The following is a 15,243-nucleotide window of genomic DNA, read 5'->3' on the forward strand; positions in this document are numbered from 1 at the left end:
GCCGGCTGCAGAACGCCACCCTCGGGTGGCGTTTTTTATGCGCCGGTGTTTTCCCCCAGGGCGCCGCGCAGCCAGGCGCAGAAGCCGCGGGTCAGCGGGCTGCTCTCGCTGTCGCGGTGGATCAGCCAGGCCCAGCTGGGGCCGCGCACGCGCTGCTCGGCCAAGGGCTGCAGCAGGCCGCCGGCTTGGGCCTGCGCGGCCAGCAACTGGCTGACCAGGGCGATGCCCAGGCCCTGGCAGGCGGCGTCCAGCAGCAGGCCGGGGTCGGAGAAGTTCAAACCGTGGCCCTGCTGGCCGACATCGATGCCGGCCTCCACCGCCCAGTGGCTCCAGTCCATCTCCCGCTCGCCGTGCAGGGTGTTGCGCGCGGCGGCCGGCATCTCCAGCAGCCTGGGGTGGCAGGCCGGGTAGAGGCGATCGCGCAGCAGCACCTGGAAGCTGCACTCGGCCTGGGCGGCGATGTCGTCGCGCACGGCGATGTCGATGGTCTGGCTGGCCATGTCCGGCGGCTCGTCGGTGGTGAACAGCCACAGATCGATCTCGGGGTGGCGGCGCTGGAAATCGCCCAGGCGCGGCAGCAGCCAGTGGCGGGCGAAGGCCGGCGTGGTGTTGACCACCAGCTGGTTGGGCTTGCGGTACTGCTCCAGACGGCGAATGCCCACGGCCAGTTGTTGCAGCAGCGACTGGGTGGTGCTGAGCAGGTCGTAGCCGGCGTCGGTCAGGCTGACGCTGCGGCCGCTGCGATGGAACAGCGGCTGTTCCAGATAGCCTTCCAGGCTGCGGATCTGCTGGCTGATGGCCGACTGGGTGAGGTGCAGTTCTTCGGCGGCCTTGTGGAAGCTGCCCAGGCGGGCGGCGGCTTCGAAGCCGCGCAGGGCGTTCAGCGGCGGCCAGTGCTTGAGCATGTTTGATAAGTCCTGCTAATCATTTGTGGGCAAAATCCATCGTTTGTTCTGTGATTTTTAGAGGCCTAGCATGGGTGTCATGGCCGCTTTGGCGGTTTTCAGTGATAACAACTACTTAACTGAAAGGCACTCGTCATGCAACAGAACGACACGCAGCAGAACGCCTGGTACATGCCGGCCGAATGGGTTCGGCACGCCGCTACCTGGATGGTCTGGCCGCATAACCAGGCGCTCTGGGAGAACACCTGGGGGGTGACCCTGGCCCAGGTGCAGGCCGACTTCGCCCGGGTGGCCAACGCCATCGCCCGCTTCGAGCCGGTCAGGCTGGTGGTCGACCCCAGCGCCCTGGCGTCCGCCCGGACGCTGTGCGGGCCGGGCGTCGAACTGGTCGAGCTGGCGGTCAACGACAGCTGGTGCCGCGACAGCGGGCCGAGCTTCGTCTGCCACCCGCAGCTGGGCCTGGCCGGGGTCAGCTGGCGTTTCAATGCCTGGGGCGGCAAGTCGGCCCATGACCTGGACGAGAGCCTGGCCCGGCGCGTGCTCAACGGCCTGGGGCTGGAGTGCTTCGGCACGCCGCTGGCCAACGAGGGCGGCGCCATCCACGTGGACGGCGAGGGCACCCTGATCACCACCGAGTCGGTGCTGCTCAATCCCAACCGCAACCCGGGCCTGAGCAAGGCCGAGATGGAGGCCATCTTCGCCCGCCTGCTCGGGGTGAAGAAGACCATCTGGCTGCCGGGCGATCCCGACCATGTCACCGGCGACATGACCGACGGCCACGTCGACGGCGTCTGCGCCTTCGCCCGCCCCGGTGCGCTGTTGGTGGATGCCACCCATGACCAGTCCTCGACCTATGCCGAGGTGGTGCGCGAGAATCGCCGCGCCCTGGAGCTGGCCAGCGATGCCCGCGGTCGCCGGTTCGAGCTGCTCGAGCTGTTTGAGGCCAGCGATGCGGTGGACAGCGCGGCCGAGGTGTTCTGCGCCTCCTACACCAACTTCTACATCGCCAACGGCGCCGTGATCATGCCGGCCTACGGCATCGCCGCCGATCGGGTGGCCGCCGAGACGCTGGCCATGGCCTTCCCGGGCCGCGAAGTGGTGCCGGTGCGGATCGACCACCTGGCCCATGGCGGCGGCGGGGTGCACTGCATCACCCAGCAACAGCCGGCCTGGCCGCTGAAGGGGTGAGGGGCATGAGCAAGCTGTGCATCGCCACCACCCAGTTCGCCTGCAGCTGGGAGCTCGGGCGCAATCTCGACCAGGCCGAGCAGCTGGTGCGCCAGGCGGCCGCCCAGGGCGCCCAGGTGATCCTGCTGCAGGAGCTGTTCGCCACGCCCTATTTCTGCATCGAGCAGGACCACAAGCACCTGGCGCTGGCCGAGGAGTACGGCAACAGCCGGGTGCTCAAACGCTTCGCCGCCCTGGCCAGGGAGCTGGGCGTGGTCTTGCCGCTGTCCTGGTTCGAGAAGGCCGGCAATGCCTATTTCAATTCGCTGAGCGTGGCCGACGCCGACGGTCGCTTGCTCGGTGTCTACCGCAAGACCCACATTCCCAACGCCATCGGCTATCAGGAGAAGGAGTATTTCAGCCCCGGCGACACCGGTTTCCGGGTCTGGGACACCGCCTTCGGTTGCCTCGGGGTGGGCATCTGCTGGGACCAGTGGTTCCCCGAGACCGCCCGTTGCCTGGCCCTGCAGGGCGCCGAGGTGCTGCTGTTCCCCACCGCCATCGGCTCCGAACCGGGCGTCGCTACGTCGGGCGTCGGTACGCTGGACTCGCGCGATCACTGGCAGATGTGCATGCGCGGCCATGCCGCCGCCAACATCCTGCCGGTGGTCGCCGCCAACCGCGTCGGCCGCGAGGTGGCGAGCAACGACCCCGAGCTGGCGATGAGTTTCTACGGCTCGTCGTTCATCACCGATCACAAGGGCAAGAAGCTGGTCGAGGCCGACCGCGATTCGACCGGCGTGCTGGTGCAGACCCTGGATCTGCCGGCCATGCGCGAAGAGCGCCTGACCTGGGGCATCTACCGCGATCGCCGCCCGGAAATGTACGGGCCCCTGCTGGGCCTGGACGGTCGTCAAACCCATGTGCGCTGGACGGCGCGAGGAGTTCTGGATGAATAAGCACAGCACACCACTGGCCGCGTTGGCCTTGGGCCTGGGGCTGCTGACCCAGCCGCTGCTGGCCGAGGAGAAGGTGCTGCACCTGTACAACTGGGCGGACTACTTCGCCGAGGACACCCTGACCACGTTCACCGCCGAGACCGGTATTCGCGTGGTCTACGACGTGATGGACAGCAGCGAAACGCTGGAAGCCAAGATGATGTCCGGCGGCAGCGGCTACGACCTGATCTTCCCCGGCGACACAGTGGCCGAACGCCTGATGCGCGCCGGCGCCCTGCAGTCGCTGGACAAGGCCAAGCTGACCGAACTGGACGACATCGAGCCGGGCCTGCGGGCGCTGCACGCGCAGTACCCCAACTCCCGCGAGGCCACGGTGCCTTACACCTGGGGCACGGTCGGCCTGACCTACAACGCCGAGATGATCCGCCAGCGGGCGCCGGGCGCGCCGGTGAACAGTCTGGATATGTTGTTCAAGCCGGAGCTGGCGGCCAGGTTCGCCGACTGCGGGATCTCCCTGATCGACTCCCCCGACGAAGTGCTGGCGGTGGCGCTGCACTACCTGGGGCGCGACCCGCGCAGCGCCAAGCCTGAGGACCTGGAGGCGGCGCAAGCCCTGCTGATGCAGCTGCGCCCCTATGTGACCAAGCTGCAGTCGCAGCCGGTCACCGATCTGGTCAACGGCAACCTCTGTCTGTCGCTCGGCTACAGCGGCGACATGACCCAGGCCCAACGCACGGCAGACGCCGCCGGCAAGCAGGTGGACTTCCAGTACCGCATCCCCAGCGAGGGCTCCGCGGTATGGATGGACACCATGGCGATCCCCGTGGACGCCAAGCATCCGGAGTACGCCTACGCCTTCATCAACTTCGTCATGCGCCCGGAGAACATGGCGGCCATCTCCAACTTCACCGGCTACCCCACCTCCAACGCCAAGGCGCGTGCCGCCGTCGATCCGCAGATGCGCGACAACCCGGACATCTACCCGAGCGAGGCCAGTTACGCGCGGCTGTTCCCCGGCAAGGACATCCCGCAGCGCGACATGCGTGCGCGCATGCGCACCTGGACCAACTTCAAGACCGCCACCGGCACCACCGCGGCTGCCCAGTGACGCCCGGCCGGTCGCCCCGTGCTCATGCAGGCGCCGCGCTGGCCAGAAACGGGCCTGGGCCAGCGCGGGACAACCCACGTACTACTCGCGAGAGGGATAAACGCATGTCGACACGTCGTGACTTCATCAAGCAGTTTTCCGTCGTGGCCGGGCTCGGCGCGGTGACCAGCCTGGGCCTGGGGCTGAATGCCGCGCGGGCACGGGCGGCCCTGGACGGCAGCTGGTACATGCCGGACGAGAACGGCCCGCAGGCCCGGGCCTTCGTCGCCTTCGGCGCCCAGTCGGCGATCTACCAGGATTTCACCGGCGATGTGCAGAACTGCATCGGTCTGATCGCCAGGACCATCGCCCGCTATCAGCCGGTCACGGTGCTCTGCCGCGCCAACCAGCTGAGTCTGGCCCAGCGCAAGTGCGGTACCCATAACACCCGTTTCAAGGTCGTGCCGCTGGACGACATCTGGATGCGCGACACCGGCGGCTGCTTCGTGGTCGACGGCCAGGGCGGCCTGGGCCTGGTGGACTTCAACTTCAACGGCTGGGGCAACAAGCAGCGGCACGCCAACGATGCCTACGTCGCCAGCGAACTCAGCTACGAGGCCGGCGCCAGCTATATCCGCAGCCAGCTGACCGGGGAGGACGGCGGCATCGAGGTGGACGGCCGGGGCACCGGGATCATGACCGAGAGCAGCTGGATCAACGCCAACCGCAACCCGGGCATGAGCAAGGGCGAGGTCGAGGCCGAGCTCAAGGCCATGCTCGGCCTGCGCAAGATCATCTGGCTGCCGGGCATCAAGGGCAAGGACATCACCGATGGCCACGTCGACTTCTATGCACGCTTCGCCGAGCCGGGGGTGGTGGTCGCGCAGCTGGACAACGATCCGAGTTCCTACGAGTACCCGATAACCCGCCGGCACCTGGAAATCCTGCGCAGCGCCACCGATGCCGACGGCAACAAGCTGCAGGTCCATACCCTGCCGCCACCGCGGAAATGGCGGCGCAACAAGTTCACCCAGAACAACCCGAGCTTCGCCCCGGGCTATATCAACTACTTCCCCATCAACGGCGCGGTGCTGGTGCCGCAGTTCGGCGATGCCGCCGCCGACGCCTACGCCCGCGACTTGCTCGCGCGGCTCTACCCGCAGCGCGAGATCGTGCAGCTGAACATCGATGCGGTGGCGGCGGGCGGTGGCGGCATCCACTGCGTGACCGGGCATCAACCGGCGCTGTGAGGGGGGCACCATGAGGGTGACAGTCTGTCAGTGGGACAGCCGTCCCGAGGCCTTGGCCGCGCAGCTGCAGGCGCTGCTCGAGCATTGCCGCCTGGCCGGCAGCGAGCTGCTGTTGCTGCCGGAAATGCCCTTCGATGACTGGCTGGCGGCTGCGCCGCAGGTCGACGCCGAACGCTGGGCGCTGTCGGTGCGGCGGCATCTGGATGCGTTGCAGCGCCTGGCCGAGTTGCCAGGGTTGACGTTGTTCGCCACTCGCCCGTTCGTCGACAAGCAAGGTGCTCGGCTGAACCGCGCCTTTCACTGGAGTGCCGAGGCGGGGCTGGTGGATGACCGCGACAAGTTTCACCTGCCCGCCGAGGAGGGCTATTGGGAGTCCAGTTGGTACAGCCCCGGCAAGGGCGACTTCGCCTGCGTCGGGCCGGCGAGCTGCCGGGTCGGCAGCCTGATCTGTTCGGAGTTGTGGTTTCTCGAGCATGCCCGCGACTATGGCCGGCAGCAGGCCCATGTGCTCTGTATGCCCCGTGCCACGCCGGCCTTGGGTAACGATGCCTGGCTGGCGGCGGGGCGCACCGCGGCGATAGTCGCCGGCGCCTATTGCTTGTCGTCCAACCAGTATCGTCCCGAGGGGGCGACCCCGGGCATGGCGGGCATGGGCTGGGTGATCGACCCGGACGGCACGGTGCTGGCCACCACCAGCGCCAACACCCCCTTCGTCACCCTGGATGTCGACCTGGCCTATGCCGAGGCGGCCAAACACAGTTACCCACGTTACCTGGAGTAAGCGGCGGGGCCGGAGGTCCCGCTGGAATCGATAGATGAGGTTTATATGAGAGTTGCCCTGAGTCTTACCGGCCTGCTGATGCTGGCCAGTTCCGCCCTGCAGGCCGCCGCGCCGGCGGCCACGCTGTTGCACAACGGCAAGATCTACACGGTGAACGAGCAGCAGCCCTGGGCCAGCGCCCTGGCCATCGCCGAGGACGGGCGGATTCTCGCCGTGGGCGATGGCCAGGCGCTGCAGGCCTATGTCGACGCGCAGACCGAGCGGGTCGACCTGCAGGGACGCCTGGTGCTGCCGGGTTTCCAGGATACCCACGCTCATGTGCTGGATGCCTCCTCGGAGGCCCAGGGCGATTGCACCCTCAGCCCCGGGGATGGGGTGGAGCAGTGGCTGGAGCAGCTGGAGGGCTGCAATGCCGAGGACGAGGGCGACTGGCTGGTGGGTTGGGGCTTCGCCCTGCATACCCTGCTGGAGGAGGACGAAGCCCCGCGCGACCTGCTCGACGCCGTGGTGGCGGACCGTCCGGTGACTCTGATGGAGGAGACCTCGCACTCCTACTGGCTCAACTCCAAGGGCCTGGAGCTGGCCGGCATCGATGCCGACACCCCCGATCCGGTCGGCGGCGTGATCATGCGCGACGAGGACGGCCGGCCCACCGGGTTGGTGCTGGACAATGCCGGCGACCTGGCGCTGGACCAGGCCCTGCCGCCGTCCAGGGCGCTCGCAGAGGTCTATTACCAGGCGGTGCTGGCCGGCCAGGACGAACTGGCGAAGAACGGCATCACCTCGGTGGCCGATGCCCGGGTGTTCTGGCGCCGGGGCCATCTCGAGGCCTGGCAGAAGGCCGCCGAACGCGACGAACTGAAGGCGCGCACCGCCCTGGGCCTGTGGGCCTACCCGTCGCTGGACGACGAGCAGCAGCTGGCCGAACTCAAGTCCCTGTATCGACCCGGCGACGAGCACAGCCTGCTGCGGGTCAACCAGATCAAGTTCTATGTCGACGGCATCATCCACAACACCACCGCACGGCTGCAGCAGCCCTACCGCGAGAGCCTGCCGGGGGTCGACCGCAAGGGGCTGTACTACTTCGGTCCCGAGCGGCTGCGCCGCTATGTCGGCGAGCTGTCCGAGGCAGGCTTCGATATGCATATCCATGCCATCGGCGACCAGGCGGTGGGCGATGCCCTGGACGCCATCGAGGCCGGCGGCGGCCAGGGGCGGCACCGCCTGACCCACGTCGAGCTGGTGGATCAGGCCGACCTGCCGCGTTTCCGGCAGCTGAACGTCACCGCCGATTTCCAGCCGAGCCGTTACTTCGCGCCGTCTTTGCTCAAGGACAACGAGCCGCTGATCGGTCAGCGCGCCTATCGACTGCTGCCGCTGGGCCAGCTGCATGACAGCGGCGCGCGGGTCACCCTGAGCTCCGACTGGGACGTCAACCCGCTGTCGCCCCTGGGCATCATGCACAATGCCCTGAGCCTGGGCGAGCGCAGCCTGCCCAGCCTGGAGGCGGCTGTGCGCGCCTACACCCTGGATGCCGCCTACAGCCTGCGCCAGGAGCAGGACACCGGCTCTCTGGAGGTGGGCAAGCAGGCCGACCTGGTGGTGCTGGACCGTGACATCTTCCAGCTGCCGCTCGCGCAACTCGGCAAGACCCGGGTGCTCTGGACCCTGCTCGGTGGCGAGGAGGTGTATCGCGCCGACGACTTCTAGCTGACGGTTGCGCGCGGTGCTAGCGGCTGCGCGGCATCGGGCGCAAGCCCTGGGGAAATCTGCGACAATCCCCGCCTTTCGAATCTCGCCTCTATTGCCCGATGACCGACTCGCTACCCGCCTTCGACCAGCTGCTGCACAACCTCGATCAGACCCTGATCGTCGACCGCCACCGCCTGCGCCGCCAGCTGCACGAGCTGCGCAAGCAGGCGGGGGCGCCTCAGCCGGCGCCGGATGCGGCCAAGCTGGCGCAGTGGCTGGAGCGCTTCCAGGCCTCCGCCGCCAAGGTCGAGGCGCGCCGGCTCAGCGTGCCGGCCATGCGCTACGACGAGGCGCTGCCCATCGCCGCCAAACGCGAGGAGATCAAGGCCGCCATCAGCAAGCACCAGGTGGTGGTGATCGCCGGCGAGACCGGCTCGGGTAAGACCACCCAGCTGCCGAAGATCTGCCTGGAGCTGGGCCGCGGCCTGCACGGCCTGATCGGCCACACCCAGCCCCGGCGTCTGGCGGCGCGCAGCGTGGCCACCCGGGTGGCCGAGGAGATCGGCACGCCCCTGGGCGAACTGGTCGGCTACCAGGTGCGCTTCGAGGACCAGAGCAACGAGCGCAGCCTGATCAAGCTGATGACCGATGGCATCCTGCTGGCCGAGACCCAGCACGACCGCTTCCTCGACAAGTACGACACCCTGATCGTCGACGAGGCCCACGAGCGCAGCCTGAACATCGACTTCCTGCTGGGTTACCTGAAGACCCTGCTGGCCCGCCGGCCGGATCTGAAGCTGATCATCACCTCGGCCACCATCGACCTGGAGCGTTTCTCCCGGCATTTCGGCGGGGCGCCGGTGGTGGAGGTGTCGGGACGCACCTACCCGGTGGAGACCTGGTACCGGCCGCTGGCCGCCGAGCAGGACGAGGAGGGCAACCGGGTCGAGGAGGATCTCTCGGTCGACCAGGCGATACTCGCCAGCCTCGACGAGCTGGTCGCCTTCGAGCGCAGCGAGGGCAAGCGCCCCGGCGACGTGCTGGTGTTCCTGCCCGGCGAGCGGGAGATCCGCGACTGCGCCGAGGTGCTGCGCAAGGCCCAGCTCAAGCACACCGAGGTGTTGCCGCTGTACGCCCGCCTGACCCCGGCCGAGCAGCAGAAGATCTTCCAGCCCATGCCCGGGCGCAAGATCGTCCTGGCCACCAACGTCGCCGAGACCTCGCTGACCGTGCCGGGCATCCGCTACGTGATCGATTCCGGCACCGCGCGCATCAGCCGCTACAGCTACCGCGCCAAGGTCCAGCGCCTGCCCATCGAGGCCGTCAGCCAGGCCAGCGCCAACCAGCGCAAGGGCCGCTGCGGGCGGGTCGAGCCGGGTATCTGCATCCGCCTGTACAGCGAGGAGGATTTCCTCGGCCGGCCCGAGTTCACCGACCCGGAGATCCTGCGCACCAACCTGGCGGCGGTGATCCTGCAGATGCTGCACCTGCGCCTCGGCGAGATCGACGCCTTCCCCTTCATCGAGCCGCCGGACGGCAAGGCCATCAGCGACGGCTTCAACCTCTTGCAGGAACTCTCTGCGGTCAGCCGCGAGGGCCAGCTGACCCCCCTGGGGCGCCAGCTGGCACGCCTGCCGGTGGACCCGCGCCTGGGCCGCATGGTGCTCGAAGGCGCCAGGCAGGGCAGCCTGGACGAGGTGCTGATCATCGCCAGCGCGCTGTCGGTGCAGGACGTGCGCGAACGCCCGGCCGACCGCCAGCAGGCCGCCGACCAGGCCCACGCCCAGTGGAAGGACGTCGACTCGGACTTCGCCGCGCTGATCAATCTGTGGCGCGGCTTCGAGGAGCAGCGCCAGGCCCTGGGCTCCAACGCCCTGCGCAACTGGTGCCGGAAGAACTTCCTCAACTACCTGCGCCTGCGCGAGTGGCGCGACGCCCATCGCCAGCTGGTGCTGATCGCCCGCGAGCTGAACCTCGCCGACAGCCGCAGGGCGCAGGGTTCCGGCCAGCGTAGGGCGGAAGACGCGCGCAGCAAGGGCAGGGTGGACAACGCCGCAGGCTTGTCCACCAAGGCTGACGGCGCCAACCGTGCGCCCGCGCAGGCGGCCAAGGACGAGGCTCAACAGCGCGCGGCCGACTACGCCAAGGTGCACAAGGCCATCCTCAGCGGCCTGCTCAGCCAGATCGGCCAGAAGACCGAGGAGGGCGACTACCTCGGCGCGCGCCAGCGGCGCTTCTGGGTGCATCCCTCCTCGAGCCTGGGGCGCAAACGCCCGCAGTGGCTTATGGCCGCCGAGCTGGTGGAAACGACCAAGCTGTTCGCCCGCATGGTGGCCAGGATCGAGCCGGACTGGCTCGAGCCGCTGGCGCCGCACCTGGTCAAGAAGAACCATCTGGAGCCGCACTGGGAGAAGAAGCGCGGCCAGGTGGTGGCCTACGAGCAGATCAGCCTCTATGGCCTGATCGTGGTCGGCCGCCGCCCGGTGCACTACGGCCCGATCGATCCGCCGGTGTCGCGGGAGCTGTTCATCCGCGAGGGCCTGGTCGGCGGCGATATCCACAGCCGGGCCAAGTGCCTCTCCGCCAACCGCCAACTGCTCGAGCAGCTCGACGCGCTGGAGGCCAAGGCGCGCCGGCGCGACATCCTCGCCGACGAGGAAACCCTGTTCGCCTTCTACGAGGCACGCCTGCCGGCGGACATCTACCAGACCGCCAGCTTCGACAGCTGGTACAAGCGCGAGAGCGCCCAGGACCCGCAGCTGCTGATCATGCGCGAGGAGGATGTGCTCGCGCGCGACGCCAAGGAAGTCACCGCGGCGCAGTACCCCGACAACCTGCAGCTGGGCGAGCTGAGCCTGCCGCTGGCCTACCACTTCGAGCCCAACCACCCGCGCGACGGCGTCACCCTGCGGGTGCCGGCGCCGCTGTTGCCGCAACTGCCGGCCGAGCGCCTGCAGTGGCTGGTGCCCGGTCTGCTGGAGGCCAAGTGCGTGGCCCTGGTGCGCAACCTGCCCAAGGCCCTGCGCAAGAACTTCGTGCCGGTGCCGGACTTCGTCGGCGCGGCGCTGGCCAAGATCGCCTTCGCCCAGGGCTCGCTGCCCGAGGCCCTGGGCCGCGAGCTGCTGCGCATGACCGGCGTGCGCATCGGCGAGGAGGCCTGGAGCGAGGCCGAGGCGCAACTGGAGGATCACCTGCGGATGAACATCGAGGTGGTCGACAGCCGTGGCAAGTCGCTGGGCGAGGGCCGCCTGCTTGCCGAGCTGTGCGCGCGCTTCGCCGAGGCCAGCCAGGCCGCCCTGGCCATCCCCCGGGCCGACCAGGCGCCGAAGGCGGTGGAGGCCAAGGCCTTCGCCCAGGTCGCCGAGAAGACCCAGCAGAAGATCGCCGGTCTGTCGATGACCGTGTTCCCGGCCCTGGTGGAGGAGGGCGGGGTGGTCAAGGAGGGGCGCTTCCCGACCCAGGCCGAGGCCGACTACCAGCATCGCCGCGCCCTGCAGCGCCTGTTGCTGCAGCAGCTGGCCGAGCAGGGCAAGTTCCTGCGCGGCAAGCTGCCGGGGCTGACCGAACTGGGCCTGCTGCACCGCGAGCTGGGGCGTATCGAGGCGCTGGTCGAGGACATCCTCCTGGCCAGCCTGGACGCCTGCATCCTCGAGGGCGAGGCCAGCCTGCCGCGCGACGGCGCCGCCCTGGCGGCCCTGGCCGAGCGCAAGCGCGGTGACTGGACCGCCCACGCCGAGCGCCTGGCCAGGCTCGCCCTGGAGATCCTCAAGCTCTGGCACGGCCTGCAGAAGCGCTTCAAGGGCAAGATCGACCTGGCCCAGGCCATGACTCTGAACGACATCAAGCAGCAGCTGGCCAATCTGGTCTACCCGGGCTTCGTGCGCGAGACCCCGGGCGAATGGCTCAAGGAGCTGCCGCGCTACCTCAAGGCCATCGAACAGCGCCTGGACAAGGTCGGCAGCCAGGTGCAGCGCGACCGGGTGTGGACCGGCGAACTCACCGCCTGCTGGGAGCAATACCAGGCCCGTTTAGCCAAGCACGGCCAGGAGGGCAAGCGCGATCCGAACCTGCAGCTGTACCGCTGGATGCTCGAGGAGTACCGCGTCTCGCTGTTCGCCCAGCAGTTGGGCACCAGGATGGCGGTGTCGGACAAGCGCCTGAGCAAACAGTGGAGCGCGGTCGAAGCCTGACCGCGCCGGGAGTCCAACATGTTCGAAATCCAGCCCATGAACCCCGAGCACTACCGCCGGCAGACCCGCCGCAGCACCCTGCTGATCGCGGCGCTGTTCCTGCTGTTGGCGATGCTCTGCGCCACCGCCAGCACCCAGCTGCTGGGCACACCCGGCGGCGACAACTTCAGGTGGAACCTGGCCGGCGTGCTCGTCGGCTTGCTCCTGACCCTCGCCTTGGTGCGCCTGCACCTGTGGTCGCGGCCGTTTATGGCGGCGGCGGTGTATGGCTGGCATCTGAAGCGCAGCCTGATGCGCATCACCAACCAGATGCACCAGGTCAAGGCCGGGGTGGCGGCCGGCGATGAGCATGCGCTCAAGCTCTTGCGCTTCTACCACCTGGGCCTGATCCAGATGCACCAGCTGGACGGCAACAGCGGCGAGCTGAGCCAGATGGTGCGCGAGATCGACAGCCACCGCGAGGCCATGCAACAGCGCGGCCTGGAGCCGCAGCAGAGCCGACTCGATCCGGCCTGGCTGGAGGCGGTCAAGCGCTATTCATAAGCGGCGGACCTCCGCGATTGCAGTGAGCGGGCGCGCTCCCGTCGCGCTATAGGGCAGGCCGCGCCTCGATGCCATCAGTCGCAGCGGAAGGCCGGCAGCCGGTTGTGACAGGCGGCCAGCGACCCTTAGCATGCCTCATGCGACTGGCTCAAACCGGCCAGCCATCCCAATAAATCTATCCCCCTTTTCTTTGGGCCGACTGGAACTGGTGGCCCGTGAGCAGATTCCCTTAGGTATTCCGGCCTGCGCGACGCCACCACCCTGCCCAGCTCCGTCGTCATCTATGCGCCGGACGACTACAGCCAGTCACTCGCCTCGGCGCCGAAGCCAGACAACAGGACTGCCCCAGTCTGCGCTACCGCTCGGTACGCGCCCCCGGCAATCTATGCTGGGCATTGCTGACACCACGCGAGGTCACCTCGATCATGCAGACGGTGCACTTCGAAATGATCTGGAATGGGCGGGTTGTGGGGGGAATCAGGCGGAGAGTATTAGTAGTGTGTAGCTGGTAGACTGGTTAAATATAGGCGTAAGCAGAACTATTTGGGATTAGAAAAAACCCAAAGCTAGCATTAAACACCCTACGCATCACTAACGGGAAAGCTTTTAGAAAGAAAAACATCCATGATTGCGCACCTGGCATCCCATTAAATACAAGGACGAGAAGCTTGGCTTATGGCCTTCATTAAAGACATTCGAATAGAAGACAATGCAACCCCTGCTGCTGCCACTTCGAAAATTGTCGCCCAGCGACTGGGTAAAACACTTCGCGAACGTTTTCAGGACTACATACATAAACGTGAATGCACCCCAGAAATGTCCGACTACGAGGTTAAAATGGCTAGTAGAGCCATTGCAGCCTTTTCAATTTACAGTTTAGCATCCGTCGATGAAACTATTGCAGGTCAAAGTGTTTGCGATAGCTCAAAAGATGGCGGAATTGATGCGGTATGTGTAAACCATAACGAAAAAGTAGTTGTCATTGTACAGTCCAAGTTCAACCAGGCGGGCAATGGGACATGGACAAAAGACGATTTTGTTGCATTTAAATTTGCTTGCGAGAAGCTGCAACTTGAGGAGTACTACAGATTCGATGAAGTCCTTCAAGTAATGTCACCTGACATTGACATAGGTCTAAGCTCGCAGGATTACAAATTCCTCTTCGTCATGGCTCACACTGGGAAAAGAGGAGCTGCAGAAGCCATTCTTAGCGATATGCAACTCTGGCAGGATGAGCTTAACTCTGCAGCACTTGCATCCGATACACTCTCACAAGATGAACTGCCATTCCAAGTCCACTTAGTATCTGCCGAAGACCTAACTGAATGGCTGCAGGCAGGAACACATGTGAGTATCGACCTAGACGACGTTGAGATAGAGGACTATGGTCAAAAAAAAGAACCGTACCTGTCATTCTATGGGCAGGTTAGTGGTGACCAAATTCTTGAGTGGTGGGAATCTCATGGCACTCGACTGTTCTCAAAAAACATACGAAATCTACTAGGTGACACCGAAGTCAATGCTTCAATTAAGGAAACAGCCAACAGCGCCCCAGAGATGTTCTGGTATTACAATAACGGCATAACACTGCTAGTGTCCGACATACAGCCTCATCGCAGGAATGCTGGCAGAGACACGGCCAGGGGAACCTTTAAGTTTTCAAATGTCAGCATTATCAATGGCGCTCAAACGGTAAGTACCATTGGGCAAATATTCAAAGGAAGTGTCGAAGGGCGAGATGTCACTCTATCCCAAATAAGAGTCTCTGCGCGATTTATAAAAGTCAACGACACTGAAAATGCTGAAATTGCAACGGCAATCACAAAAGCCAACAATCACCAGAACAGAGTATTAGGTCGAGACTTCGCCTCTCAGCACCCAGAGCAGATAAGGCTATCAAAGGAGCTTGCCGTAGAAGGTTACCAATATCAACTACTTAGAACAACAGCCCAAACTGGGTCGCGTGAGCCAATTGTAATTGATCTTGATGAAGCCCTTGACGGACTTGCCTGTCTAACCAAGTCCTCATCCATACTTACCACGCTTAAAGGGAAGCGAGGACGTTTCTTCGAAAGCCTTGACGGAAATTTTTACAAGACCATATTCAATCCTACAGTATCCGGGATCAAAGTTATAAACTCCGTCACGCACTTACGCGTTATTGAGAGACTGATCTCCGAAAAACTTGAAGGAATTGACAGGGCCGCGAAAAGGAAACAACACTTAATCGTCACTCACGCAAATAGAGTGTTGACTTCTCTTCTGCTTAGAGAGGCATGTGGAATTTACAGCGCAACAGAAATTGTGCAACCAAAAGAACCGCAATTATCTGAAAGACTCGACTTCTTGTGCGAAGAGATTGAGCAGTACATAGAGTTTGGATATACAAATGCGTATCCTGCAAGATTCTTTGCAAACGCCGAAAAGGTTGACGAGATAATTGATTGTCTGACAACTAGACTCAGAGCCTACTCGTCTACCAACGGACCTATTTCACCCCAATGAAACGCCGCGTAACAATTGGGGAAAGATCACGATACTGATGCTGTCGGGGGAAACCTAGGGCTGACTCTGCTGGCAACAAGTGACAGCTTTTGCCCGGTTGTAGCCAGCCCAAAGCGGGGCGGAGTCGATCCTTGCGGTCAATCTCAGAATGGTCTGTCCCGGAA

At 65.0% G+C, this 15,243-nt stretch carries 11 protein-coding genes; 10 read left to right on the plus strand and 1 reads right to left on the minus strand.

All coding sequences use genetic code 11. The features are described 5' to 3' along the window. Positions 1-35: 35 nt before the first annotated feature. Positions 36-905, minus strand: coding sequence for a LysR family transcriptional regulator (locus ACSX1C_RS01335; RefSeq protein ID WP_439887907.1), 870 nt, complete (start codon positions 903-905; stop codon positions 36-38). Between the two features lie 135 nt (positions 906-1,040). Between ACSX1C_RS01335 and ACSX1C_RS01340 the strand changes: the two genes are divergently transcribed. The 10 genes from ACSX1C_RS01340 to ACSX1C_RS01385 all read left to right on the plus strand — a co-directional run bounded on the left by ACSX1C_RS01340 (position 1,041) and on the right by ACSX1C_RS01385 (position 15,079). After that, entirely contained in the window at positions 1,041-2,093 is a 1,053-nt protein-coding gene (locus tag ACSX1C_RS01340) for an agmatine deiminase family protein (protein ID WP_439887908.1), read from the plus strand. Positions 2,094-2,098: 5 nt separating this feature from the next. Next, positions 2,099-3,031, plus strand: a complete 933-nt coding sequence (aguB, locus tag ACSX1C_RS01345) for an N-carbamoylputrescine amidase (RefSeq protein ID WP_439887909.1) — start codon at positions 2,099-2,101, stop codon at positions 3,029-3,031. Beyond that, complete coding sequence (locus tag ACSX1C_RS01350; RefSeq protein ID WP_439887910.1) at positions 3,024-4,139, plus strand: extracellular solute-binding protein; 1,116 nt, start codon at positions 3,024-3,026, stop codon at positions 4,137-4,139. The genes aguB and ACSX1C_RS01350 overlap by 8 nt, the downstream gene beginning before the upstream one ends. 104 nt (positions 4,140-4,243) lie before the next feature. Next, positions 4,244-5,368, plus strand: coding sequence for an agmatine deiminase family protein (locus tag ACSX1C_RS01355; RefSeq protein WP_439887911.1), 1,125 nt, complete (start codon positions 4,244-4,246; stop codon positions 5,366-5,368). Positions 5,369-5,378: 10 nt separating this feature from the next. Continuing rightward, positions 5,379-6,149, plus strand: a complete 771-nt coding sequence (locus tag ACSX1C_RS01360; protein WP_439887912.1) for a carbon-nitrogen hydrolase family protein — start codon at positions 5,379-5,381, stop codon at positions 6,147-6,149. Between the two features lie 45 nt (positions 6,150-6,194). Next, positions 6,195-7,859, plus strand: coding sequence for an amidohydrolase (locus ACSX1C_RS01365; RefSeq protein WP_439887913.1), 1,665 nt, complete (start codon positions 6,195-6,197; stop codon positions 7,857-7,859). A gap of 101 nt (positions 7,860-7,960) precedes the next feature. After that, positions 7,961-12,031 (plus strand): ATP-dependent RNA helicase HrpA, encoded by a 4,071-nt coding sequence (gene hrpA / locus ACSX1C_RS01370; RefSeq protein WP_439887914.1) that lies wholly within the window; start codon positions 7,961-7,963, stop codon positions 12,029-12,031. 18 nt (positions 12,032-12,049) lie between these two features. Beyond that, positions 12,050-12,574 carry a DUF3087 family protein gene (locus ACSX1C_RS01375; protein WP_439887915.1) on the plus strand — a complete coding sequence of 175 codons (525 nt, stop codon included), beginning with the start codon at positions 12,050-12,052 and terminating at the stop codon, positions 12,572-12,574. Between the two features lie 350 nt (positions 12,575-12,924). Beyond that, the gene (locus ACSX1C_RS01380) at positions 12,925-13,086 is read left to right on the plus strand and encodes a hypothetical protein (protein WP_439889463.1); all 162 of its coding nucleotides are present in this window, start codon (positions 12,925-12,927) and stop codon (positions 13,084-13,086) included. A gap of 163 nt (positions 13,087-13,249) precedes the next feature. After that, a complete protein-coding gene (locus tag ACSX1C_RS01385; RefSeq protein ID WP_439887916.1) occupies positions 13,250-15,079 on the plus strand; it encodes an AIPR family protein in 1,830 nt (609 codons plus the stop codon). Positions 15,080-15,243 lie beyond the last annotated feature (164 nt).

Source organism: Pseudomonas sp. MBLB4123 (assembly GCF_051904775.1).
In the GTDB taxonomy this organism is placed as follows: Bacteria; Pseudomonadota; Gammaproteobacteria; order Pseudomonadales; family Pseudomonadaceae; genus Aquipseudomonas; species Aquipseudomonas benzenivorans_B.